22 protein-coding genes are annotated in these 23,967 nt (G+C 41.2%); 6 read left to right on the top strand and 16 right to left on the bottom strand.

From position 1 onward, the window contains the following. Positions 1–227: 227 nt before the first annotated feature. The 3 genes from nadR to serB all read right to left on the bottom strand — a co-directional run bounded on the left by nadR (position 228) and on the right by serB (position 4,061). Complete coding sequence (gene nadR, locus AACX38_RS17365; RefSeq protein WP_099120681.1) at positions 228–1,454, bottom strand: multifunctional transcriptional regulator/nicotinamide-nucleotide adenylyltransferase/ribosylnicotinamide kinase NadR; 1,227 nt, start codon at positions 1,452–1,454, stop codon at positions 228–230. Between the two features lie 211 nt (positions 1,455–1,665). Then, entirely contained in the window at positions 1,666–3,051 is a 1,386-nt protein-coding gene (gene radA, locus AACX38_RS17360) for a DNA repair protein RadA (protein WP_099120682.1), read from the bottom strand. Between the two features lie 32 nt (positions 3,052–3,083). Continuing rightward, entirely contained in the window at positions 3,084–4,061 is a 978-nt protein-coding gene (gene serB / locus AACX38_RS17355) for a phosphoserine phosphatase (RefSeq protein WP_099120683.1), read from the bottom strand. A 119-nt stretch (positions 4,062–4,180) separates the two neighbouring features. Here serB and AACX38_RS17350 point away from each other — a divergent pair, with 119 nt between their 5' ends. After that, on the top strand, positions 4,181–4,837 hold the full coding sequence (locus AACX38_RS17350; RefSeq protein ID WP_099120684.1) for a YtjB family periplasmic protein: 657 nt from the start codon (positions 4,181–4,183) through the stop codon (positions 4,835–4,837). An 851-nt stretch (positions 4,838–5,688) separates the two neighbouring features. Here the strand turns inward: AACX38_RS17350 and AACX38_RS17345 are convergent. From AACX38_RS17345 to metC, 5 genes are all read right to left on the bottom strand, one after another. After that, positions 5,689–6,048 (bottom strand): DUF2007 domain-containing protein, encoded by a 360-nt coding sequence (locus tag AACX38_RS17345; protein ID WP_228865034.1) that lies wholly within the window; start codon positions 6,046–6,048, stop codon positions 5,689–5,691. Between the two features lie 208 nt (positions 6,049–6,256). Continuing rightward, the gene (gene dkgA, locus AACX38_RS17340; protein WP_228865033.1) at positions 6,257–7,102 is read right to left on the bottom strand and encodes a 2,5-didehydrogluconate reductase DkgA; all 846 of its coding nucleotides are present in this window, start codon (positions 7,100–7,102) and stop codon (positions 6,257–6,259) included. 25 nt (positions 7,103–7,127) lie between these two features. Next, entirely contained in the window at positions 7,128–8,288 is a 1,161-nt protein-coding gene (yqhD, locus tag AACX38_RS17335; RefSeq protein WP_228865032.1) for an alcohol dehydrogenase, read from the bottom strand. A gap of 244 nt (positions 8,289–8,532) precedes the next feature. Then, the gene (locus tag AACX38_RS17330) at positions 8,533–9,204 is read right to left on the bottom strand and encodes a DedA family protein (RefSeq protein ID WP_099108779.1); all 672 of its coding nucleotides are present in this window, start codon (positions 9,202–9,204) and stop codon (positions 8,533–8,535) included. 237 nt (positions 9,205–9,441) lie between these two features. Further along, on the bottom strand, positions 9,442–10,635 hold the full coding sequence (metC, locus tag AACX38_RS17325) for a cystathionine beta-lyase (protein ID WP_228865031.1): 1,194 nt from the start codon (positions 10,633–10,635) through the stop codon (positions 9,442–9,444). Positions 10,636–11,053: 418 nt separating this feature from the next. Between metC and exbB the strand changes: the two genes are divergently transcribed. Both exbB and exbD read left to right on the top strand, forming a co-directional pair. Beyond that, complete coding sequence (gene exbB, locus AACX38_RS17320; RefSeq protein WP_228865030.1) at positions 11,054–12,115, top strand: tonB-system energizer ExbB; 1,062 nt, start codon at positions 11,054–11,056, stop codon at positions 12,113–12,115. Between the two features lie 6 nt (positions 12,116–12,121). Then, on the top strand, positions 12,122–12,547 hold the full coding sequence (gene exbD / locus AACX38_RS17315) for a TonB system transport protein ExbD (protein WP_099108776.1): 426 nt from the start codon (positions 12,122–12,124) through the stop codon (positions 12,545–12,547). 96 nt (positions 12,548–12,643) lie between these two features. Here the strand turns inward: exbD and AACX38_RS17310 are convergent, their stop codons facing one another. The 6 genes from AACX38_RS17310 to AACX38_RS17285 form a co-directional block, all read right to left on the bottom strand. Further along, positions 12,644–13,030: a cytidine deaminase family protein gene (locus AACX38_RS17310; protein WP_228865029.1), complete on the bottom strand. Its 387-nt coding sequence runs from the start codon at positions 13,028–13,030 to the stop codon at positions 12,644–12,646. Positions 13,031–13,060: 30 nt separating this feature from the next. Then, on the bottom strand, positions 13,061–13,321 hold the full coding sequence (locus AACX38_RS17305; protein WP_099120696.1) for an HPr family phosphocarrier protein: 261 nt from the start codon (positions 13,319–13,321) through the stop codon (positions 13,061–13,063). Positions 13,322–13,340: 19 nt separating this feature from the next. Beyond that, complete coding sequence (locus AACX38_RS17300) at positions 13,341–14,777, bottom strand: glycoside hydrolase family 1 protein (RefSeq protein WP_228865028.1); 1,437 nt, start codon at positions 14,775–14,777, stop codon at positions 13,341–13,343. Further along, positions 14,764–15,126 carry a PTS lactose/cellobiose transporter subunit IIA gene (locus AACX38_RS17295; RefSeq protein ID WP_228865027.1) on the bottom strand — a complete coding sequence of 121 codons (363 nt, stop codon included), beginning with the start codon at positions 15,124–15,126 and terminating at the stop codon, positions 14,764–14,766. The genes AACX38_RS17300 and AACX38_RS17295 overlap by 14 nt, the downstream gene beginning before the upstream one ends. 27 nt (positions 15,127–15,153) lie before the next feature. Further along, positions 15,154–16,389, bottom strand: coding sequence for a PTS transporter subunit EIIC (locus AACX38_RS17290; RefSeq protein WP_228865026.1), 1,236 nt, complete (start codon positions 16,387–16,389; stop codon positions 15,154–15,156). Positions 16,390–16,478: 89 nt separating this feature from the next. Further along, positions 16,479–16,793: a PTS sugar transporter subunit IIB gene (locus tag AACX38_RS17285; RefSeq protein WP_228865025.1), complete on the bottom strand. Its 315-nt coding sequence runs from the start codon at positions 16,791–16,793 to the stop codon at positions 16,479–16,481. Positions 16,794–16,974: 181 nt separating this feature from the next. On the opposite strand from AACX38_RS17285, the gene AACX38_RS17280 reads away from it, so the two are divergent. Next, positions 16,975–18,894 carry a BglG family transcription antiterminator gene (locus AACX38_RS17280; RefSeq protein ID WP_228865024.1) on the top strand — a complete coding sequence of 640 codons (1,920 nt, stop codon included), beginning with the start codon at positions 16,975–16,977 and terminating at the stop codon, positions 18,892–18,894. 93 nt (positions 18,895–18,987) lie between these two features. On the opposite strand, the gene AACX38_RS17275 is transcribed toward AACX38_RS17280, so the two are convergent. Then, positions 18,988–19,626, bottom strand: a complete 639-nt coding sequence (locus AACX38_RS17275) for a TetR/AcrR family transcriptional regulator (RefSeq protein WP_099120704.1) — start codon at positions 19,624–19,626, stop codon at positions 18,988–18,990. 542 nt (positions 19,627–20,168) lie between these two features. Here AACX38_RS17275 and AACX38_RS17270 point away from each other — a divergent pair. Continuing rightward, positions 20,169–21,332: a porin gene (locus AACX38_RS17270; RefSeq protein WP_228865023.1), complete on the top strand. Its 1,164-nt coding sequence runs from the start codon at positions 20,169–20,171 to the stop codon at positions 21,330–21,332. Between the two features lie 210 nt (positions 21,333–21,542). On the opposite strand, the gene rdgC is transcribed toward AACX38_RS17270, so the two are convergent. Continuing rightward, positions 21,543–22,454: a recombination-associated protein RdgC gene (rdgC, locus tag AACX38_RS17265; RefSeq protein ID WP_099120707.1), complete on the bottom strand. Its 912-nt coding sequence runs from the start codon at positions 22,452–22,454 to the stop codon at positions 21,543–21,545. A 295-nt stretch (positions 22,455–22,749) separates the two neighbouring features. On the opposite strand from rdgC, the gene mak reads away from it, so the two are divergent. Beyond that, on the top strand, positions 22,750–23,664 hold the full coding sequence (mak, locus tag AACX38_RS17260) for a fructokinase (protein WP_228865022.1): 915 nt from the start codon (positions 22,750–22,752) through the stop codon (positions 23,662–23,664). Positions 23,665–23,967: the final 303 nt, after the last annotated feature.

Genomic DNA, 23,967 nt, shown 5'->3' with positions numbered 1-23,967 from the left:
CTATTGTAAAAATAACTAAACGAAACATTTAATTAGAGTACAATCGAGAATAAAACATAAAATAACGAAAATTGCTATAGAAAATAAATCATTTTAATTAAACATTACGCTAATAACAGTTTAGGCTAATAGTATATATTCTTTAATCTTTCAAGTTGCCGCCCGGTATAATTGTTTATTTTCGGTTGCTGCAACTTGAAATTTATTTTGGAGAATATGAACAATTGTTAAGACGCTAACATTTCCTGAACCAGTTCTACACACTGAAGAAAACGTTGATCATAATCAGGTGAGTTAACACATACATAATCAATATTATTTTTCTTCAACATACTTTCAAGCAATTGCTGAAACGCTTTACGATCCTGCTCACTTCCCAGGCTTCTTAACCCGTCAGCGACCCAAGGGGTGTTATTTTCTAACAGGATGACCAAGTCAAATCGATATTCATCAATCAGAGCCTGAACGAAGGGGTGCTCTTTCCCTTCATAGCGCTTACAAAATGCCTGTGTTGTGACAAAATCAGTATCAATAAAAGCAACTTTGTTTGCGTATTTTACACAAAAATCAATATATTGAGCGTGACCTAAAGCTATTTTATCGTAATCAGAGTATTGCAGCGCCATCTCATCTCCCCCTAAATGGGAAAATACATACTCACGCCCATATTCCCACGCACTGGTTGTGTTAAACATATTGGCCAGTTTATTGACCAGTGTGGATTTCCCGCTGGATTCGCCTCCGAGAATGGCAACCGTACGCACAAAGAAAGGTTTTACTTCTGTTGGAATATATTCCCAATAGCGGAAAGGCGCCTGCCGTATCTGGCTGCCACTGATATTCATAAATGAACGTTGTGGATCGACAAGAATGGTTTCAATGCCAAAATGCTCTTTATAGAGAGGAACGTCTTGTGCTTCGCTGGAATAGATATACTGAGGGTTAATGCCTTTTGCAGACATAAATTGTTTTGCGCTCTGACTCCATTTTTCCCAGCCGTTTGGGTAGGGTTCGATACCTTGTTCATCAAAAGAATGGATATGAATATTTTTCTGATATTTGAATGTTTGTAACAACCATCTTAGGCGATCACTGACGGTAGGTTGCTGAGACATGGAACTGTTGATAAACAACTCCCGATCCCGTAATTCATCGTAACAGAGAAAAACGTGCAATTCATCGACCTGGCTGGATGCTCGCTGGATCAAATAGATATGCCCAGTATGTAACGGATAAAATTTACCAAACACAACACCGATAGTTTTCTTTTCCATAGGGTACGCCAATCCTAAATGTTGATGAAGAGATGCTAATTTCTGTGCACTCGGGCTTTTTATCTTGCCGTTAATGAGCTGGCTTAAATAGCCTTTCGTCATGCCACTTGCATCAGCAACTTGTTGTAAAGTGTGATTCGCCTGTTTAATTGCCTCTTTTAAATAGTCAAACTGCACCATATAACCCCCTATGTTGTTTAGTATACTAAACAACATAGCATGCCAACAGGGAAAGGTAAAAACAAAACTGGCCTTTTATCGGGCTATACATAATGGATTTCAAGGGGCGTCGCGGCGGCAAAGGAGTATATCCCCAGGAACATAGATAACTATGTAACTGGGGTGAACGAGTGCAGCCAACAAAGAGGCAACTTGAAAGATGAGGTGTATATTAATCATCCAGATCATCAAGAACAGACAGAGCATCTGACAATTTTTTAACGCCGAATACTTTCATGTCAGGTAATGATTTTTTGGACATATTGGCATAGGGCACAATTGCCCGTTTAAAGCCATGCTTAGCCGCTTCTGAAATACGCTCCTGACCGCTGGGAACAGGGCGGATTTCTCCTGCCAGCCCGACTTCACCAAAGACAACCAAATCACGGGGCAGAGGACGGTCACGGAAACTGGACACTAAAGAGAGCAGTAAAGCAAGGTCGGCGCTGGTTTCTGTCACTTTCACACCACCCACGACGTTAACAAAGACATCCTGATCAGCCATTTGCAAACCACCATGTTTGTGCAATATTGCCAGCAGAATGGCCAGCCGGTTCTGCTCAAGCCCCACAGCGACCCGGCGTGGATTAGGCATCATAGAGTGATCGACCAGTGCCTGAATTTCCACCAGCAGGGGACGAGTTCCCTCCCAGACAATCATGACAGAACTGCCGGAAGTAATTTCATCACCACGACTTAAAAAGATAGCAGAAGGGTTATTGACTTCCCGTAGCCCCTGTTCAGTCATAGCGAATACACCCAGCTCATTAACTGCACCGAAACGGTTTTTATGGCTGCGGAGAGTTCGGAAACGGGAATCGGCTTCACCATCGAGCATCACTGAACAGTCAATACAGTGTTCCAGTACTTTAGGGCCTGCCAGAGAGCCATCTTTAGTCACATGGCCGACCATAATGATGGCAACTCCCCGCGTTTTGGCAAATCGGGTCAGATAAGCTGCTGTCTCTCTGACCTGTGCCACACTGCCGGGAGAAGACTGAATATCGGCCATATGCATAACCTGAATGGAGTCAATAACCATCAGCTTAGGCTGCTCTTGCTCGGCAATCAGACAAATCTGCTCAATACTTGTTTCTGACAGCATGTTCAGTTTATCTGTCGGTAAGCCTAGCCGGTGTGCTCTCATGGCGACCTGCTGTAACGATTCTTCACCGGTGACATATAAGGTTTTCATTTGTTCAGATAGCAGGCACATGGTTTGCAGTAACAGGGTACTTTTCCCCGCTCCAGGATTACCACCGATCAAAATAGCGCTACCGGGAACGACGCCTCCACCCAGCACTCGGTCAAACTCTTTAAATCCGGTAGAAAATCGGGGCAACTCTTCCAGACTGATTTCAGAAAGTTTTTGTACTTTGCTGACTCCGGTATCCCCTGCATAACCGCTGAAACGTTCATTGCGGGGAGAGGACGCCGCGGCTAAACGGATTTCCGTGATGGTATTCCATGCCTGACATGCAGTACACTGCCCCTGCCAGCGGGGATAATCTGCCCCACATTCGTTACAGACAAATGCCCGTTTTGCTGCTTTTGCCACTCTATTCTCCCTATACTTCCACTAAAATAATTTTAACGTTCTTCGTGTTTCAGGCCACCGCTCAAAACACACAGGACGCCCATTAAATCCGCATGGCGAATACCTACTTTAGCGTGGGTGTACACTTTTGGTTTTGCGTGATAGGCAATGCCCAGACCTGCCTTGCGGATCATTTTTAAATCGTTGGCACCATCGCCTATGGCGACAGTCTGGCTAAGGGGAATATCCAGCTCTTTTGCCAGCCGTATTAATGTAGTGGCTTTGTATTTCGCATCAACGATTGGCCCTTTAATTTTGCCGGTTAATTTGCCGTCCTTTATTTCTAGTTGGTTGGCAACGGAGGCAAAAAGACGTAATTGCTTGCGCAGAGTATCAGCGAAGAAAGTAAAGCCGCCGGAGGCAATGGCAACATGCCAGTCGAGGGATTGCAGTTTGCGGACAAGGCTGGTTAAACCGGATGTAAGAGGCAGAGTATCCATGACTTGCTGCAATATTGCGGCATCAGCACCAGCCAGTTGGGCAACCCGTTGATGCAGGCTTTCTGAGAAATCTAACTCTCCCTGCATGGCCCGCTCTGTAATTTCAGCAACTTTATCACCTACACCAGCCAGTTGTGCAATTTCATCAATACACTCAATCTGAATGGCAGTTGAATCCATATCCATGACTAATAAACCGGGTGAGCGCAGACGCGGGATCTGTCCTAACGGAACAACATCCAGACAGCACTCATCTGCCAGTCGTTTGATACGCGGCGACAAGCTGCCGGCAATGCGAACAACCTGATAATCATCAATGCGCCATGAGGAAACAACAACAATAGCCACTCCCAGACGATGCTGAAAATCACTGATCCGCTGTTTATCCAGATTGCGGCCATACAACAGCCAGCCTCTGTCCCCAGCTCGGTAATCCAGTGGCATGACTTCATCTCCACTGAGAGATAGTGGTAATCCCGGCCATTTATGGATTTCATCGGGTAAGTAACGATAGGCCAGATTGTTAGACATGAATATCGACTCCTGTAATTCCATGTAATAAATAGGGCAGGCAAAAAATGCTTTTCAAACTATCCTATCACTACTGCATCTGGCAACATGGAATGTAACGAGCATTAGGTGGGATAACTATGAGTAAAGCAAAACTAAAATTTCGACTGCACAAAACCGCAATTATCTTAATATGTATAGCATTATTGGTCTTGCTGATGCAGGGGGTATCCTATTTTAGCCGTTCACAACAACAGGCCCATATGGATCAGTTTGAAGATCTGGCAAAGACACTGGCAAAACAGGTTGCATTCAGCCTGTCTGCTGATATGGAGAATGGCAGTAAGGAAGCCAATAATCAAAAAATTATGGATAACCTGAACTATTTAACCAACAAAAGTCGTATTCTCGATGCCAGTGTTTATCTGGAGAACGGAATACTGGTTGCGCGGAGTGGTGAATTGGTTTCTGTTCGGGAGCGGTTATCTTTGGATGGAAAAAAAGCGGGTAGTTATTTCAATCAGCAAATTGTGGTTCCTATACCGGGGAAAAATAAACCGAAAGGTTTTCTGCGCCTGACTCTGGATACACACAGATTGGCAACAGAAGCCAAGCAAGTGGATAATACAACTAATCTGCTCAGAGTCATGTTGTTACTAGCTCTGGCGATTGGCTTTATTCTTGCTCATAATTTATTACAGCTAGCTCCCAGCCGTTGGCAGCAATCCCCTTATTTATTGACTGCCAAAACCAAATCACCGGATGAAAATAATAAAGAAGATGAATCTACCCGTTAACTGGTATTGGCGCCAGAACTCCCTTTATTTAAATATACACTTCGTCTTTCAAGTTGCTTCTTTGTTGGCTGCGCTCGCTCACCCCGGTCACCGTTTTTATAAACATACGGTTATCTATGCTCCCGGGAATTCACTCTCTTGCCGCCGCGATGCATCTTGAAATCCATTGTGTATAAAGGCTATTTAAATAAAAAGTGCTTTGAAAAATAGTTTTTCGGGTAGAAAAGAAACGGTGCTGTATCGATCAAAATGGTCTGCTGACCAAAATGAGGCCAAACACAGCGCTGTTCCTTACCGCTATTTATCGTGATACAACTTGACGCAAATGGAATAAATTACACAATGTAACAGTGCTGCCGCTATTGAACCGTAAAAAATGATGGTGTGATGTGGTAGGGCTGAACTGAGCAGCGGAATGTGATCAAAACGAAAAACATACATATGAAAAGAAATAGCCATAATTGTCAGTATAATTCCTGAAACATTGTGATAAATATGATGTGATAATAAAAGGTGCTTTATTAAAAAGAAAAAAGGGATAAGCATGAATAAAGAAATTATTATGTAAGTCATTATCATTTACTCCGGTATTATAAAATTTCACCATGAAAATGTTTTCTGAGTATCACTATAAATAAACGTTTCTCCTTTTATTACTCTTGTTTTCCTTTTCTGCTGTGCAATCTATTTTTGCTTTATCTAAAGTGATGGGGTAAAGATAGACCTCACTTTATATATAGATACTAAATATAGTTATTATTTATATTTCCTATAATGTTAATGAGTTTTTTAATTATTACTCTCACTGCGAGAATATAGGAATATTCTGCTTTTTTATCCAATATTAGTATTCAGTGATTAAATTTTAAGGGTAATGCAACACCAAATATCAGAAATAATAATATAACTAATGTCATGTTTATTAATTCATATGAAGGGGGAATTGATTGGGTTAGAACCGGGTCTTTAATTTCTGCATTTTTTTCGTCTAATAAATATTGATTATCATAAATACCCGAAAGTATTTTTTCAGCACGTTGATGCTCAGAATAATGAACCAGCAGCTTCACACCACCAAAAGCATGGGAGCACATATAAGTATTCCATACCACTCCTTCATCTAGTATTTGGGCATAGATACCTTCTGATAGCATTCTGCCCCGAATAATATGCGCTTCTATCGGCGACATAAACGTTGCCAGATACTGCATATACCCTCTTTGCGGAGATATGTTCCACATAAGCACTCCTTAATCAAACCGTAGGCAATATTTGTGTCTATTAACCAAAGTATAATTTAACATCAGATATGAGCATATTTAAACAGCCTGAACTCTGTATAAAACAGAATTCAGGCCTGATTGGAGGAACGATTTCGTCGTTTATTAAGGCAGATCATTCGGTGGTTTTATATGAGTATCATCCTAAATTGAGGACTGTCAGATTATAAGTATCGGGATTGGGGCCAAGGCGTTTACCAATATCCAATCCAGCCATAATCGTCAGATCCTCTTTCTCCAGCCTGAAATCAAAAACATCAAAGTTTTCTTTAATGCGGGAAGGCGTTACTGATTTAGGAATAGCAATCATGCCACTGTCGAGGTGCCAGCGGATAACAATCTGAGCAGGTGTTTTATCATATTTAATTGCCAGACTTTCAACTAATGGATGATCAAAAACACCTTTACCGCCCCGGGATAACGGGCTCCAGGACTCGGTGATAATGTGGTGAGTGGCATTCCATGAATGCAGTTGCCTCTGTTGCATCAGGGGATGCAGTTCGATTTGATTGATAGCAGGCACAATGCCTGTTTCTGAAAATAGTTTCTGCAAATGTTCAATATGAAAGTTACATACCCCGATACTGCGGACGAGCCCCGATTCTTTTAACTCAATAAATTGTTTCCATGTTTCAACATACTTATCCTGCTGGGGAACCGGCCAGTGAATTAGAAAGAGATCAATATACTCCAGTTGTAATCTATCCAGACTCTCTTGCAGTGCGGTTTTGGCATCCTGATGGCGATCATTCCATAGCTTAGTTGTGATAAAAACTTCCTCGCGTGGGATACCGCTTTCCCGCAGCGCTTTTCCGACGCCTGTTTCATTGTGATAAATCGCGGCTGTATCAATAGAGCGATAACCCACATTCAGCGCGGTACCGATGGCTTTAACAACCTGTTCATTACTCGCCTGCCAGACTCCAATTCCTAATTGCGGCATGAGATTTCCGTCAACGAGTTTAATAATTGTCTGCTGACCCATTCTTACCTCCTCCAGATTTGGAATATCAGATGGACGCCTCGTAAATCCGCTTACTAACTTCAAGCGTAATATCCTGGTGTTCACCTAAAGCAACCAAACCCTGCTGTTCTAGTTTTTGGATCATTCCCGGTATAGAACTGCCATCAAGCTGATAATCAGAGAAATGGGTTTTTACACCGAGACTTTCAAAAAATTCACGAGTGGCATGGATTGCCTGATTAATGCGCTGTTCTTCCGTTCCTTCCGTGAAATGCCAGATACGTTCAGCATATTGCAGAAGTTTTGCGTGTTTAGTATCCCGCTTTTCCTGTAAGAGATGCGGCAAAATAATCGCCAGTGTCTGAGCGTGATCTAAATTGTGAAAAGCTGTCAACTGATGTGCCAGCATGTGGGTTGCCCAGTCCTGTGGAACGCCTGCACCGACAAGCCCGTTGAGGGCCTGAGTTGCCGTCCACATAATATTGGCCCGCGCATCATAATCTCTGGGATCTTTGAGTACTTTTGGCCCTTCTTCCAGTAATGTGAGAAGCAAACTTTCGGCGTAGCGATCCTGTACTTTTGCATTAACAGGGTAAGTCAGGTATTGCTCCAGTGTGTGTATAAATGCGTCAACAATACCATTTGCGGTTTGGCGGGGAGGCAGGGAATAAGTGACTTCAGGATCGAGAATAGCGACTTTAGGATAAATAAAAGGTGATACAAAATGTTGCTTATCGTGTGTTTTCAGGCGGCTGACCACCGAAATATTATTTGTTTCAGAGCCTGTGGCGGGTAGCGTCAGAACGCATGAGAACGGAAGTGCAGAGGTAATGTTTGCACCGCCAGTTGTCAAAATTTCCCATAAATCTTCATGGGGATAATTAACCGCAGCAGCAACGAATTTTGTGCCATCGATGACTGAGCCGCCACCCACAGCCAGTAAATAATTGATATCGTGATGGCGTATATATTCCACCGCTTTGATAAGTGTTTCATAGGCAGGGTTTGGTTCAATTCCGCCGAACTCTTCAACGGAATAACCTTCCAGTGCAGCATAAACCTGAGCAAGAACGCCATTACTCTTAATACTGCCACCACCATAAAGTAGCAATATTCTGGCATCCTGAGGTATTTCATTGCGTAACTGGGCTATCTGCCCTTTACCGAAAATGACTTTGGTTGGAGTGTGTAGTGTGAAGTTTTGCATAACAACAATCCTTACTAACTGAATAACAAAAACTTTTCCCATGTCTTAACATTCGGTTATTGAGTTATGTTGGTTTATTGCAGTGATAGAGTCCACTCTATGCAGGATCATGTATCTTAATGCCAGATTATTGGCTATATGATGCTTGTCTGAGTGGACTCGGATTGTTTAATTTTTTTGTTGATAAGTTAATAGTTAGAAAAAATAGTGTGATTTTGGGAACAGCGGTCAATAACCGATATGCTCATTTGTTTTTGTGTGATGATGCTTTTTTATGACGCCAGTACATCAATAGCGAAGCACCTAGTCCGCTGATTAACAGAATAACAGGTAAGATCATCAAAATATTCATGACCAAATCCTGATGCGCTTTAACAAAGGGTATCTGATTCAGGGCATAGCCAAAACTCACAATTATGATGACCCATAAGAAGCCGCTTAACCAATTAAAAAATTGAAAGCGTTTGCTGTTCAGACCGGAAATACCTGCGAAGGTGGGTAGAAGTGTACGGATAAAAGCGAGGAAACGGCCAATTAGCAATGCCGTTAAACCGTGTTTGGCAAATAAGACATTCGCCCGTTGGCGCTGCTCTGCCGGAAGCTGGGCTAGCCAGTTTTTGATCATTCGGGTATGTCCCAGCCAGCGCCCCTGTAAATACCCCAGCCAGCACCCGAGACTGGCTGCAATCGTCAATAATATGACAGTCGGAACAAATCCCATGACACCTTTGGCAATTAAAGCTCCGGTGAGGATCAAAAGAGTATCACCGGGCAGAAATGCGGCAGGCAATAAACCGTTTTCCAATACCAGTGTGACGAAGATAACACCATAAATAATCCAGATGACATCGGGATTGGCGAGTAGGGTAAAGTCATGCTGCCAAAGCGCTTGCACGATCCCGCTTAACGTTTCCATATTTATCCTGTAATTTCGGTACAATATCTTTATGACAATTTTTGTACAACCAGTGTCATACAATCGAATTAATCATACAAGTCCATGTGTTCCAGTGTACCGCAAAACGACAGCAGGATAGTTGATTTGATTCAGCATATACACATCATGGATTACAGGATGCGTTGTGGCGGCGAGGGGAGCTGCCAGCAAAGAGGCACCTGTAAAATGAAGAATATAAAAATAAATACAGTTAACTCAACGCAATGCAATGCGGGAGAAGCCAGCATCCAGATCATCTATTAAATCCTGGGGGTCTTCCAGTCCGATATGCACGCGAATTAACGTCCCCGTTTTTTGGGGAAAATTATAATTACGCAGGATTGCCAGTGACTCAGGAGAAATGCCCAGAATGAGTGATTCAAACCCTCCCCAGGAAAATGCCATTTTAAAATAATGCATATGATCCAGATAGTCAGAGAGCTGTCCGGGAGTCAGGCTGACATTCAGCATAAAAGAAAACAGCCCGCAGGAACCCGTAAAATCGCGTTGGAAATAGTTATGACCGGGACAGGAAGGTAGCGCAGGGTGATAAACCTCAGCGACTTCGGGGCGTTGGGAGAGCCATTTAGCAACGATCAGGCTGCTTTCTTCATGCTGTTTTAGGCGGACAGCCAGAGTATGTAATCCTCGATTTGCAGAATAAACGGTGTCAGGATCAGCAATCTGCCCCATCAAATAAGAGCTTTCCCGTAATTGATCCCAACAGCGTTGATTGGCGACAGCCGTACCAAGCATGCCATCTGAATGGCCGATAATATATTTTGTCGCGGACTGAATAGAAATATCGACACCAAAATCCAGTGCCCTGAAAAGAACACCCGCAGCCCAGGTATTATCGATCATAATAACGATATCGGGATTAACTCGTCTGGCCGCCTGTACAATAGCGGGAATATCCTGAACCTCCATAGTGAGAGAACCGGGGGATTCAAGAAAGATGACTTTTGTGTTTGGCTGAATGAGTGAGGCAATCTCTTCACCGAGCCGAGGATCAAAATAATCAGTGGAGACTTGCATCTTTTTAAGAATATTTTTGCAAAATTCCTGAGTCGGTTCATAAGCTGTACCGGTTAGCAGAACATGGTCACCTGTTTCTACAAATGCCAGAATGCTGTTGGTAATAGCGGCAGTACCCGAAGGATACAAAGCACAGCCCACTCCACCCTCCAGTTCAGCCATTGCTTCCTGAAAAGCAAAATGCGTCAGAGTGCCGCGGCGCCCGTAAAACAGCTCACCGTTAGCCCGGTTTTTTATCGCATGCCTCATATCATCAACCGTCTTGAAAATGACGGATGAAGTGCGCTGGATAATAGGATTAACCGCTCCCTGTGTGTATTTACGCTTTCTCCCGACTTCCACCAGTCTGGTTTCTAATTTTTTTTCTGACATATAACCCTCCCCCTGACTCATCACGATTGCTTAAATAATCATTAGCAACTTAAAAGAATAGTCAGGTTTTTTACAAAGGGATTCTTACAACTTGACAAAAATTCAAGGTGAGTGAGAACGGTAAAAAAGAAAAAATGGATGGGATAACCCCTTTTTATTACCACTTTTTTTATTAAATAGTAATGATAATTACTATCAAATCGCGCAATGTCTGATATCATTTGGAACGGACTTTTTCCCTTATGTGATGAAAAACATGAAACTGGGCAAAAAGTGATAAAACATATACCTAATCGATTTCGAGATTCAGCCAACAAAGAGGCGGCTTGAAAGACGACAGATATATCAGGATTAGCAAGATGAGTAGCGATTCACTGCTAAGTAACAGAATCTATAAAAAAGAGAGTAAGGCTAACTGATGCGTAATTTGACAGCTTCTATTCTATTGGCACTCGGGTTAACAGGTTCAGCATGGGCTGATACTACACCAGCTAATACCGCACCAGCTAATACTGCACCAGCTAATACTGCACCAACTACAGCGGTTACCGCGCCAGAAAATCAGGCTGCCACTCAGGTAGCAGCTCCGGTAACACCGGTATCTTCCGTGGCTCCACAGGCAAGTGAAGTGAAAACAGAGACACAGCAAGGTGAAGCGCAGCAAACGGGCGAGGCAGCGACGGCAGAACAGCCAACAGTCACTACAGAAGTTACTGAAATAACAGAAGCTGGTGCAGTAGAAACCACAGTGGCGGCAGAAACAGAAAGCCTGTCCAGCGGTTTTGCGACGGATCTTTCCGTTTTTGGTATGTATCAGAATGCTGATGCGGTCGTAAAAAGCGTCATGATTGGTCTGGTGATTGCCTCTATTATTACATGGGCACTCTTTTTCTCTAAAGGATCGGAACTGTTAATAGCGCGTCGCCGCTTACGTAAAGAACAACTGGCTTTAGCTGATGTTGCCAGTCTGGATGAAGCAGTAAAAATCTCCTCGGATTTCGGTAAGAACAGCATTAGCCGCCTGTTACTGAGCGAAGCACAGACTGAGCGTAGCTTATCTGCTGAAAGTACCGATAAAGACGGCACAAAAGAGCGCACCTCATTCCGTATGGAGCGCGCAGTTGCTGCAATCAGCCGTCATATGGGGCGTGGAAACGGTTATCTGGCAACTATCGGTGCAATTTCACCGTTTGTCGGCCTGTTCGGAACCGTCTGGGGGATCATGAACAGCTTTATTGGTATTGCCCATTCACAAACCACTAACCTTGCCGTTGTTGCTCCGGGTATTGCAGAAGCACTGCTGGCAACCGCACTGGGTCTGGTCGCTGCAATTCCTGCGGTTGTTATCTATAACATTTTTGCCCGTGTTATTTCATCATACCGTGGGCAGGTTGGTGATACTGCGGCACAGGCAATTTTGTTGCTTGGTCGTGATCTTGATTTGGCTGACAGAAAAACTGATAAAGCAGAAGCAAGGTAATTAATTATGGCAATACGTCTTAATGAAGATTTGGACGATAGCGGTGAATTACACGAGATTAACGTCACACCCTTTATTGATGTCATGTTAGTGCTGCTGATCATCTTTATGGTGGCCGCACCACTGGCAACCGTTGATATCAAGGTTGATTTACCGGCATCAACAGCCAAACCACAGCCACGACCGGAGAAACCGGTCTTTCTGACGGTAAAAGCAGACAGCCAGTTATTTGTTGGTGATCAACAGGTTGATCGTGATTCGCTCTCTTCAGTCTTGGATCAGACAACTCAGTCCAATAAAGAAACCACGATTTTCTTCCAGGCGGATAAAAGCGTGGATTATGAAACTCTGATGAGTGTCATGGACTCTTTGCGTAAAGCAGGCTACCTCAAAGTAGGACTGGTCGGAATGGAAGCGGTAGAGGCGAAATAAACGCTACAAAATTAATTCTGTATGAATAAAAAACCTGCCCGAATAATAAATTCGGGCAGGTTTTTTCTATCTGATATTTATTAAAAATAAAACTTTTTACATATTTTTCCAGTCAAACGGCAATAATTCACGCAATGGTAAAACCACCTCTTTATTAACTTTCACTTTGGTGTGTATATTCTCCCGATTTATCTGGCTGATAAATTCCCGACAGCGACCACAGGGAGGAATAATATCGCCGGATTTATTAACTGCGATAATTTTAATTATCCGATTTTCTCCATGCTTTATCATATCGGCGATGGCACCATGCTCTGCACAAAATCCCATAGAACAGGAAGTATCAATACTCACTCCGGTATAAATATGGCCGGAGTCACACTGAATGACCGCAGCGACGTGACCATATTTAATATATTTATTTAATTGCGTCGGAGAAATAAGCTGGTGTGCAATACTTTCCATTTCATCAAAAGAGACCATAATTTATTTCCAATAAATAAACAATGAAGTTTACTCTTTAATACTACGAATAAGATCAACAACGGATTTCGCCATTTCCTCTTCGTTTTCTCCTTCTACCCGAACAATAATTTCCATGCCATTTTTAATTCCCATCGACATAATTTTGAACATGCTTTTTAAATTAGCGACTTTATCCCCTCTGATAATTTCTACTGTGCCACTATAAGTCTTAGCTAAATTACAGAGTTGTGCCGAAGGCCGGGTATGTAGCCCCGAAGGGGCTGTTACTATTACGGAATATTCGATCATGACTTTATCTATCCCTTCGTCATTCAGTTAATGAACCACCACGTGTCTGGATAACGTTCTGATACCAATAAAATGAATCTTTCTTATAACGAGCGAGATCTTTGAGGTCGTCATCAGTGCGGTTAACGTAAACAAAACCATACCGCTTTTTGTAGCCATTGCTGGTGGAAAGAAGATCAATAAAACTCCACGGGTTATAGGAAAGTACGACAACGCCGGAATCCATTGCCCGTTTAATCGCCTGTAGGTGCTGCTTTAAATAATCAATGCGATAGCTATCATGAATAGTGCCGTCAGATGCCAGAATATCATCAGCACCAAATCCATTTTCAGTGATCATTAATGGCTTTTGATAACGGGTATATAAATCGCGTAGCAGATACTCAAGCCCATGCGGATCAATCGTCCAATCCCAATCAGTAGTATCAAGCTGTGGGTTTTTGTGGATCTGATAGTAATCAGGCTGGATCTCATAACCGTCTATTTGCCCTTTGATGCCTGTCGGATTAAAACCATCCATACGTCTCTGAGCACCTTCTGGTGCGGCAGCGGCTGCATGGCTACAATAGTAATTGAGAGCCAGAAAATCAGAGTATCCTTCTTTAATTAACACCATATCACCGTCTTCGATATTAGGTGCCATCTCCTGATTTTTCAGGTAAATCAAAGCGGATTGATTATATTCCCCTTTCAAATAAATATCGGTGAAATAGTAATTACGCAGATCATTGGCATTCTGTGCCGCCAGATTATCTTCTGGTTTGCTGGTCAGCGGATAAATGGCTGAATATCCCAATGCTGCACCAACCTGACCTTCCGGCACCCATTGATGGACTAATTTGCAGGCGATGGCATGAGCCAGATTCATGTGATGATTTATCTGATATTTAATCTGTTCATTATCGAGATATTGTTCAGGGATAAAACATTTTTTCGTCCAGAATTGTACGATAATGCTTTGTTCATTAATCGTCAGCCAGTATTTGGCTTTCTTACCATATTCTCTGATAACAAATTCAGCGTAGTAAGCAAAATCATTGACACTTTGCCTGTCAATCCAGCCATGATATTTTTCCACCAAAGCCATTGGCATATCATAATGATAAAGCGTTGGGATTGGTGTAATACCATTTTCTAATAATTCATCGATAAGATTATGGTAAAACTGTACACCTTCATTATTCGGTTTCCCGATACCATCAGGAAAAATACGCGACCATGCGATAGAAAACCGATAGGCTTTTAATCCCAGTTCTTTCATTAATGCAACATCTTCTTTGTAGCGATGATAATGATCACTGGTAATATGGGAATCAGCTAACCCTGGTTTATTATTGAGAATATCTTGCTGGGATAATTTTTTACCATATTTTTCTGCCGCACCTTCAACCTGATAAGCACTGGTTGCTGCACCCCAAAGAAAAGTTTCAGGAAATAGCGTGTTATCTTTCGTCATGATGATTTTTTCCTTTATTATCGTTCACATTTTTAATGTGTTTATATAAATCAATTATTTCTTCTCTCAGGAGTAACTCGCTACGTATCGTCATTAACGTATCCTGAGCATGAATAAATAGCAGACTCAATTTAATATCATCGCCCTGAGTCTCTTTTTGAATAACATCAGTTTGTGTTTGATGAGCTGACAACATCATCTTTCGTGCTTTTTCCATATATATGCGAGCATTTTCAAAATCGCCATTACGAGCGAATTTCATTGCTTTTTCACTTTTTTCTCTGGCATTACCTGCATCGAGAATAATTTCCATAGAAATAGCAATTAAGATATTTTCCTCACTATTCATGATTGTTTTTCCTTGTAGTAGAGTCGCTTATGCTGCGTTGAGGTTTTCTTCTTCAATACGTTTTTTCTCATACACTTTAAAGAAGGGATACCAGGTCACGAGGAACACGGCCATTAGCACCAAATAGCAGATGATCGCCCGCCAGTCTTCAGTAATCATGACGCTGGAAAACGGAGCGGGTATTTGACCGACCTGAATCATTTTGGCAGGGATATTCAGCCAGTCGGAGCGCATAAACACCCAGATAATAATTGGGCTGGTGATCGCATTAATCCACATTGGCAGCATGAGCAGTGGGTTGAGAACAATTGGTGTACCAAACACCAGTGGCTCATTGATATTGAAGAACGAAGGCTCGATACAGATATAACCTGTTGCCTTAAGATCTCTGGATTTTGAAAACAGCATTAAAAGATTCAGTGCGAGAGTGGCACCGGTTCCACCCATTGTGATCAACGCCGCTGTATACATGGTTTCATAAGTCACAATATTGGTCGGAGCCTGACCTGCTGCTGCCAAAGTAATATTGGTGCTGATACCAAGCATAAAAATAGGCATTTGCAGGCCAGTAAATGTCCAGACTGAAATCCCCATTGAGAATGCAATAGCCGGAATTAATGCCATCAGTATAAAGCCCGGTAGTGTCTGACCGAATGCCGCAATAGGTGAAAAGAGGTAAAGCAGACGGGAGAAAATATCAATCTCAAGGGTAAATACTAATAATGTTCCGACTCCGATAGAAAGCAGAATTGGAATAATGGCGTGTATCCAGCCAGTGACAAAATCAGGTAGAGTACTGTCTTTCAGAAAACCTATTTTTGTGTATAAGTGGAAAAGATAGGAAACAAACAGGCCGGTGACAATCCCCAGTAAAATTCCCGCAGGGCCGAATCGTTCAAAACTGACAATCATATTACCGTCAGAAAACTCTGGCTTAATGAACATCATATAAACACAAATGGATGTCAGGCCGGCAATCAGGGTATACCGAAAATGATGAAGTTTTTCCATCATCTGATTGGCAATCATAAACGCTGTAATTAAGCCGAGCATGCCAAAAGAATATTCAGCTATTCGACCAAGATTGGGTAAAAAGGGAAGATAAGAACGAAATACATTATAAAAAAATATCAGTGAACCCGCTAAAATAAACGGGATATTTTTCTGCATGGAACCAGAAATAGCAGCAACCCATGGTCGTTTAGTGAAATTTTGCATCGCTGGTGCAAATGAATCAGATAACCACGACATAAATGCTTTCATTTTGCATCTCTCTTTATTATTTTCTCTTCCATTAATTGGATGTAAATAAAAAACCCCGGTACTGTAAATAATAAGGTTAATGATTCAATTTATTTGTTTAGTGTGGATATGGCTAATTCCAGCAATGCCTCACCATCCAGTTTTCCATAGATATTTTGTGGTACAACAATGACGGGAATATTATAAATATCAGCATGTTTCTGGAACTCTTCTTGTTGGGAGGCGTAATGAGGTCCAAGAAATAAAATATCAATTACTGAAAAATACTCAGTAACTTCGCTTTCGCTTCTGGCTTCAACAGTAACGGATAATTCTTTTTTTCTGGCAGCATTTCTGGTTTTTGTAGCCAGCATTCCACTGGAAATACCGGCACCACAACACAACATAATAAAAACGTTTTTCATATAAACTCCTCATTATTTTGTCGCTAATTGATTTTTGTTTTCGGATATATAAACTACTATCTTCAATTTTGATTTTATATTCAATTATCTGTTTTCACTTCAGGAGGGCAATTTTCTGTTTTTTTAATTGACTGAATCTGTAAGTTTGACGTTTTACTTTTTTATTTAATAGGGGGTTATAATGCTAAGGCCTAAGCAGAAAGAATTATTGAATTATTTAATGGAACAAAATAACCCGACTTTAGCAGTTAAATTATCTCAGGTCTTAAATGTTTCAATCAGAACCATCAAAAGCTATGTGATGGAAATTAATGAATCCTACAGGAGTCAAATCATTATCTCCAGCCGTTCAGGGTATGTTTTATCATCTGATTCAAATCTTAAATTGAAGCAAAAACTCAGTGACTTTCCTAGAACCTATCAGGAAAGAGCGTGTTATCTGATTAAGTCTTTTCTGTTATCCAGACAAAGTAATAAAATTTATGATCTCAGTGCCGGTTTATATATCAGTGATTCAACTTTAAAATCATTGATATATAAAATGAATGGCTCTTTTGAAAAATTCAATGTCAGGTTTTTATGCAAAAATAATCGCTTTGAAATTATAGGCTCTGAGCTGGACTTAAGGGAGTTAGTCTATCATACCATCATGGAGCAGGCAGACTACAGAACGCTGGATTTGAAAAAACTGGTAATATTATTCGGGGAACAGCAGGTTAAAACTATATCTGATATTATTACGCAGGTCTTTAATAATCAAGGCCACTCCATTTATGAACTCTCATATACAAATCTTGTGCTGCGTTTTTTGATACTGCTCAAGCGATTAAGTTATGGCAAGTATTTAAAAAATCAATTGTCCTTTATAGAAGAAAATCAGGGATTGAGGTTAATAACAGAAGAGCTGTGTGAAAGATTACAATATGCTTTTAATATTCCTATAGCAGAGAATGAGAGAAACTTTTGTTACACCTTACTGAAAATCAATACCAATATCACTCAGACAGGAGACAGTAAATTAATTGAATCAGATAAATCGGATTTATATCAGCTTTCCAGACAGGTCGCTGAATCGGTGGCGGAGCATTATCTGATTGATTTAGCAACAGATGATTTTATTTCATTATTCTGTTTGCACATCTCAGGTCTGAAAACACGCTTGCAGCACAATGTTCATACCAGAAACCCTATGTTGGATATGATAAAAAAAGAGTGTCGTACTGTTTTTGATATTGCTGTTTTTATTTCCTTACAATTAAATGAGTTTTTTGGCAAGAAACTGAATGAAGATGAGATTTCTTTTCTTGCTTTACATGTTGGTGCTGAATTTGAACGACAAAAAACTAAAGGTCACAAAGTACAGACAGTACTTTTATGCCCGGGCTATAAGGGAATTGAAAACAAAATATACCAACAGTTATTACGTGATTTTGGTGATGAAATAAATATTATTAAAATAATATCACAGCCTTCTGAACTAGCGTGTTTTGAATTTGAGTTATTGATTACAACTATAAATATTCCTTCCAGTCATAAATATGAAACAGTGTGTATATCTCCTTTTCAGATGCGAGATAGGCGTGCACAGTTGCTTGGTAAAATTGATATCGCTAATGCGAACAGGAAAAGAAGGGCGCTACAACGTAATTTTGACCTGTTTTTTGAACCGGGATTGTTCTGGTTTGAACCCGCTTTTCAGCATAGGGATGAACTTATCGGTGTGCTCTGCCAGACTATGTTTGCAAAGGGCTATACTGAGGCCGATTTTGTCAGATATGTTTATCAGCGGGAAAGTGCGTCTTCAACTGCGTTTGGTATTCTGGCATTACCACATTCAGCAAAGATGGATGCGATAAAGACCGGTGTTGCAGTCGCTATCAGCCCAAAAGGTATTCTCTGGGGGGAAAGTGAGCGTGTACATGTTGTTTTTTTAATTGCGATAAACAGAATCGACAGGGCGTGTTTTGCGGAGTGTTATGATGCGTTATTGGATGTTTTCAGTCAGGATGAAATGATTAATCAGTTAAATAAAATAACTTGCTTTGAACAGTTTCGGAGAATCTTCATCAGATTAGGTGATAATGTTGATATTGAAAGATGAGGATTTTGTTAATTATTAAAAAGCAGGCGTTGAGTTTTATTATAACCTCAACGCCAATTCTTTTGCTGTGAAATAAAATTAGAATGGAAAGGTTTATTTTTTATCTGACTCAACAGATATTAATTTTATTATTGCCGTAATCTGTGGTGAAACATCTGTTTCTGGTAAAGGCGGAACCAGCCCTAATGCCATTTTCCTTAATGGCTCTGCAATAACCATGGAAATAGCCAGCTCGCTGAAAGTATTATAATTAAACTTATTCAATACTCCTCGTTCATGTTGATTGTTCAACCAGTTTTCCAAAATAACCTTACTGTTTTCGATACCGCTTTTTTGATACTTTTCCAGTAATGTATTGCGATGAGGGAAATCAGACTGTAATAATTTAAATAACCCCACTTCATTTTCAGACAAATACTTATCAGAAATATCCTTTAAATATTTTTCTAATAATATTATCACTTGATGGGAAGTACTGGCATTTTTGGTTAGAGATGGAGGGGAATTATCTTGCCAGTCTAATACAACTTGCTCAATTAGTTCTTCTCTGTTTTTAAAAAAACGGTAGAGTGTTTTTTTGGCGATTTTAGCTTTTTGGGCAATAACATCCATGGTTGTTTTGTTATAGCCCTGATTTAGCAAGAGAGAAAGAGTAATATCATGAATTTTTTGGCGTATTTCTGATTCCGGAATTGCTGGTCTGCCTCGTGCTCGCGGGTAGTTTTCTGCCATTTTAGCACCTTATAGGTTGTTAATATTTATTGTACTGGATTGGCGTTGTTCATTTGAAAATATAAGGAATGCCCCCTCGAAATAAAAAGAAATATCCTAATTTCCACGAAATACAGAACTCTCCGGCAGTTGTCAATATTTACAATAAGTGATTATCATGTAGCCCATAATACTTAACAGTGAAAAATGCTGTTTAGGGTTATATCGTCTCTTTTTCATCACTGGCCTGATTTTTTATAACTTACTGTTTTTAATAATTAATTGACATAATTGATGCTATTAGAGTATTGAATCTCTGCTCATTACGTGACCTGCTTCACAGGATAGCACTTTTGGATAAATTTTGTTAGCAAAAGGTTAAATTGGATCTTAGTATCGCTATTGCTAATTACAAAATTAACCATAAAGTAACAAAGATTGCTAAATGTTAATCCGCCTAATTAATCTTTTGGGAAATTTCTTTATTGAATAAGTGTTTCTTAGAAAGTGTATTTCTTGGCGGTGGCAAAAGGTAAATAACAATACATGTGAGGACCACAATAATGACAAAACACAACGTAATAGCAATGGCAATAGCAATGGCAATTCCGGCTTGTTTTATAACTGGGACTGCAAATGCGGCTGAAATTTATAATAAGGATGGTAATAAAATAGATTTATATGGCAAAGCTGAAGTTCAACGTTATTTTGCTAAATCAAAAAGCAAAGAAGCAGGGGATAATTCCTTTGGTCGTATTGGTATTAGAGGAACTACCCAGCTTACAGATTCTATTTCCGGGTACGGGCGCTGGGAATTCAATATGGGTGCCAGTAGAACTGAAGTTGAAAGTAGCCAATTTGCAAGAACGCGTCTGGCTTTTGTCGGTTTTAAACTGGGTGAGTACGGCACACTGGATTATGGGCGTAACTTTGGTGTTGTCTATGATGCTAACGCTCTGACAGATATGATGTCTGTGTTTGGTGGGGATAGTATGGCCGCCACTGAGAACTTCATGATGGGTCGTGCAACAGGGCTGTTAACTTATCGTAATACTGACTTTTTCGGATTAGTAAACGGTTTGAATTTCGCCCTGCAATATCAGGCTAAGAATGATGGCGGAACCCTAAATACCCGTAATGATATTGCGCGGCAAAATGGTGATGGTGTTGGTCTTTCCAGCTCCTATAATTTGGGGCATGGTTTTACTGTAGCGGCTTCTTATGGCAATTCTAACCGTACTACAGATCAGAAAAACGGTACTGCATCAGCTAAGGTGCTGGCAAAAGGGAACAAAGCAGAAGCCTGGCTGGTATCAGCAAAATACGATAAAAATAACGTTTATCTGGCCGCTATGTATGGAGAAGCTCGTAACCTGACCCGATTCGGCAGCTCAGTGGATAACCGCGTGATGTTCGCAAACAAAACTGAAAACATTGAGTTAACCGCTCAGTATCAATTTGATTTTGGTCTGCGCCCGGGGATTGCTTATGTTTACTCCAAAGGTAAGGATTTAGGTAAGGATCTGGGTGAGAATAATTTGTTAACGAACAAAAATTCTGAAGATTTGGTGAAGTATATTTCTGTCGGTGCATCTTATAATTTCAACAAAAATCTGGGTACCTATGCTGAATATCAGATTAATCTTCTGAAAGATAATGCTTTCACAAAAGCAACTAAGCTTAATACTGATAACGTAATGGGTGTTGGCCTAGTATATCGTTTTTGATAATAGCTGAAGTAATGAGCCTCAATGGTGCTGTCATTGAGGCTCTACCCAATATTAATTAGACTTTAATCAGTTAGATCCGTCTATACACAATGGATTTTAAGATGCATCGCGGCGGCAAAGGAGCAAATCCCCTGAGCATAGATAACTATGCGACTGGGGTGAGCGAGTGTGGCCAACAAAGAGGCAGCTTGAAAGACGAAGTGTATATTACCTTTCTGCTTCACCACCCAGTGCATCAATCGTATTTTTTATCAGTGCACTTAACTCACCCGTCATCAGCGTAAAATCGGCATCAAATCGCTGGGCGATATCTTCACGATCAATATCGTCATTCTGGTCACGTAATGTTTCGCTGAACTTTATACGCTTGTAAGAGCCATCATCTGACAGCATGAACTGAATCCGCTCTTCCCAGTCCAGCGCCAGTTTGGTGACATATTTCCCGGATTCAATGTGTGTTGCTATTTCGTCAGATACCAACTCCTGTTTTTTACAGCGGATAACTCCGCCTTCTTCCAGAATGGCTTTCAATTCTGCTTCATCCATCAGTGCATAACCCGCAGGCAGGTCTCCTGAGCGAACCCATTCAGTTAATGTTAACTCAATCGGATCCGCAAACGTCAGAGGAACGACAGGCAATGAACCCAGCGTTTTTCTGAGTAATGCCAGATTATCTTCAGCGCGTTTGGCACTGGCGGAGTCGACAATAATCAGATGGTTAACAGTATCTATCCAGATATAAGTCTGGCTGAAACGGCTGAATGCCCTTGGTAATAAAGTATGAATCACTTCATCTTTCAGCGAGTCTTTCTCGGTTTTTTTTAATTTCCGGTGTTGCTCTCCTTCCAGACGGGCAATTTTGGCCTGAAGTTCCTGTTTAATAACCGGAGAAGGCAACATTTTTTCTTCTTTGCGTGCACAGATCAGGATCTGATTACCTGCTGCATGCGTTAGTGCTTCACCATGAGCACCCATTGGCGGAACCCAGCCTGTTTTCATCATATCCTGACTGCCACATGGGGTGAATGCCAATGGGCTTAATTGTTTTTCCAGTTCATCCGCAGAAAGCGATATTTCTCGGTTTAAACGGTAAATCATTAAATTTTTGAACCATAACATGCGGTTACCCCATATTTATGCATTGTGACGAACGTCATATAAACGTTATTTGAAAAGCGTAGCTGTGCATGATAACGAATCATGTGGTGAAGCCCTAGAAATTCATACCCGTCGTTTTGTAGGTTTTCTTTTTGTTGGTTATGCACAATTCTGAAAACAAACGTCCAATTCCTAAAACAAAGTGACGTTATAGTTCTTGATTGTTAATGCTGCTCAGGCAATGATCCTGTAACAACACGATCCAGTTAGGCTGAAAAATTCAGCTAACGGTTAACCACAGAGAAAAAGGTAAGCTATGCGTATAGGTATTGATCTTGGTGGAACCAAGATTGAAGTGATCGCATTGGGCGATCAGGGAAAAGAGCTGTTTCGTAAGCGGGTAGATACTCCCCGCAATGACTACCCGCAGACTTTGGCTGCGATTGCTGGTTTGATAGCAGACGCAGAACAGGCAACTGGCCAGAGAGGAACAATCGGTATTGGTATTCCGGGTGCAATTTCACCTTTTACCGGAAAAGTTAAAAATGCCAATTCTGTCTGGCTGAATGATCAGGTACTGGACAGAGATATTTCTGCCCTGTTGGGTCGTGAAGTCCGGGTTGCCAATGATGCGAACTGTCTGGCTGTATCAGAAGCGACTGATGGTGCGGCGGCAGGTAAACAAATGGTATTTGCGGTTATTGTCGGGACGGGCTGTGGCTCGGGTCTGGCATTTGATGGCAGAGTCCATGCAGGTGGCAATGGTCTGGCTGGAGAGTGGGGTCATAACCCATTGCCGTGGATGAACGATGAAGATCGTGCATATCAGGAAGAGGTGCGCTGTTTCTGTGGTAAACCCGGTTGTACTGAGATGTTTGTATCGGGAACCGGCTTTATGAGAGATTATTTCCGCGCCAGTGGTATACATAAAAAAGGCCATGAAATCATGGAGGCCGTGGCACAAGGGGAGAAAATCGCAGAACTGGCTATCCAGCGTTATGAAAGACGTCTGGCGAGGGCACTGGCACAGGTCGTTAACTTACTTGATCCCGATGTTATTGTCTTGGGCGGTGGTATGAGTAACGTTGATCGTCTTTATCAGACTCTGCCCGGCTTAGTCAGCGAGTGGGTGTTTGGTGGCGAGTGTGCAACACCTATCAAAAAAGCGCTGCATGGTGATTCCAGTGGAGTGCGCGGAGCTGCGTGGCTATGGCCTCATTCTCATAAGTAACTGCATATTGCCCTTTATTTTTTCTGAAAGATGAAGGGCATACCATTTAGACCGATGAATAAACATAATGTATAAGACATTTCTTTTTTGTCTTTGGCTGCCTGCGTCTTGAAAAATAAATTTTACCTTAACCTGACTTAAGTTAAATTTTCAATTTAATGCATGAGTTGTATTTCTATGTTACGGGTAATAACAAAAATAAAAGTGCAATCAATGCGTATTATTAATCATATATTTTTTATAATAATAGAAATATATTTCGCCTGATGTTGATTAAATATATTCATTGACTTTAATTTAATG

Origin of the sequence: Xenorhabdus sp. PB30.3 (genome assembly GCF_963895965.1) — a bacterium.
Lineage (GTDB): Bacteria > Pseudomonadota > Gammaproteobacteria > Enterobacterales > Enterobacteriaceae > Xenorhabdus > Xenorhabdus stockiae.
Note: the sequence above shows the minus strand (reverse complement) of the source record. Positions and strands in the feature narration are given on the sequence as shown.

Excerpts from the sequence above, each read along its gene's own strand:
- exbD (WP_099108776.1), top strand. The coding sequence starts at position 12,122 with ATGGCAATACGTCTTAATGAAGATTTGGACGATAGCGGTGAATTACAC.
- AACX38_RS17295 (WP_228865027.1), bottom strand. The coding sequence starts at position 15,126 with ATGAATAGTGAGGAAAATATCTTAATTGCTATTTCTATGGAAATTATT.
- AACX38_RS17280 (WP_228865024.1), top strand. The coding sequence starts at position 16,975 with ATGCTAAGGCCTAAGCAGAAAGAATTATTGAATTATTTAATGGAACAA.
- nadR (WP_099120681.1), bottom strand. The coding sequence starts at position 1,454 with ATGGTGCAGTTTGACTATTTAAAAGAGGCAATTAAACAGGCGAATCAC.
- AACX38_RS17275 (WP_099120704.1), bottom strand. The coding sequence starts at position 19,626 with ATGGCAGAAAACTACCCGCGAGCACGAGGCAGACCAGCAATTCCGGAA.
- AACX38_RS17285 (WP_228865025.1), bottom strand. The coding sequence starts at position 16,793 with ATGAAAAACGTTTTTATTATGTTGTGTTGTGGTGCCGGTATTTCCAGT.
- AACX38_RS17330 (WP_099108779.1), bottom strand. The coding sequence starts at position 9,204 with ATGGAAACGTTAAGCGGGATCGTGCAAGCGCTTTGGCAGCATGACTTT.
- dkgA (WP_228865033.1), bottom strand. The coding sequence starts at position 7,102 with ATGGGTCAGCAGACAATTATTAAACTCGTTGACGGAAATCTCATGCCG.
- AACX38_RS17305 (WP_099120696.1), bottom strand. The coding sequence starts at position 13,321 with ATGATCGAATATTCCGTAATAGTAACAGCCCCTTCGGGGCTACATACC.
- AACX38_RS17350 (WP_099120684.1), top strand. The coding sequence starts at position 4,181 with ATGAGTAAAGCAAAACTAAAATTTCGACTGCACAAAACCGCAATTATC.
- AACX38_RS17300 (WP_228865028.1), bottom strand. The coding sequence starts at position 14,777 with ATGACGAAAGATAACACGCTATTTCCTGAAACTTTTCTTTGGGGTGCA.
- AACX38_RS17345 (WP_228865034.1), bottom strand. The coding sequence starts at position 6,048 with ATGCAGTATCTGGCAACGTTTATGTCGCCGATAGAAGCGCATATTATT.
- yqhD (WP_228865032.1), bottom strand. The coding sequence starts at position 8,288 with ATGCAAAACTTCACACTACACACTCCAACCAAAGTCATTTTCGGTAAA.
- mak (WP_228865022.1), top strand. The coding sequence starts at position 22,750 with ATGCGTATAGGTATTGATCTTGGTGGAACCAAGATTGAAGTGATCGCA.
- AACX38_RS17290 (WP_228865026.1), bottom strand. The coding sequence starts at position 16,389 with ATGAAAGCATTTATGTCGTGGTTATCTGATTCATTTGCACCAGCGATG.
- rdgC (WP_099120707.1), bottom strand. The coding sequence starts at position 22,454 with ATGTTATGGTTCAAAAATTTAATGATTTACCGTTTAAACCGAGAAATA.
- exbB (WP_228865030.1), top strand. The coding sequence starts at position 11,054 with ATGCGTAATTTGACAGCTTCTATTCTATTGGCACTCGGGTTAACAGGT.
- AACX38_RS17310 (WP_228865029.1), bottom strand. The coding sequence starts at position 13,030 with ATGGTCTCTTTTGATGAAATGGAAAGTATTGCACACCAGCTTATTTCT.
- serB (WP_099120683.1), bottom strand. The coding sequence starts at position 4,061 with ATGTCTAACAATCTGGCCTATCGTTACTTACCCGATGAAATCCATAAA.
- AACX38_RS17270 (WP_228865023.1), top strand. The coding sequence starts at position 20,169 with ATGACAAAACACAACGTAATAGCAATGGCAATAGCAATGGCAATTCCG.
- metC (WP_228865031.1), bottom strand. The coding sequence starts at position 10,635 with ATGTCAGAAAAAAAATTAGAAACCAGACTGGTGGAAGTCGGGAGAAAG.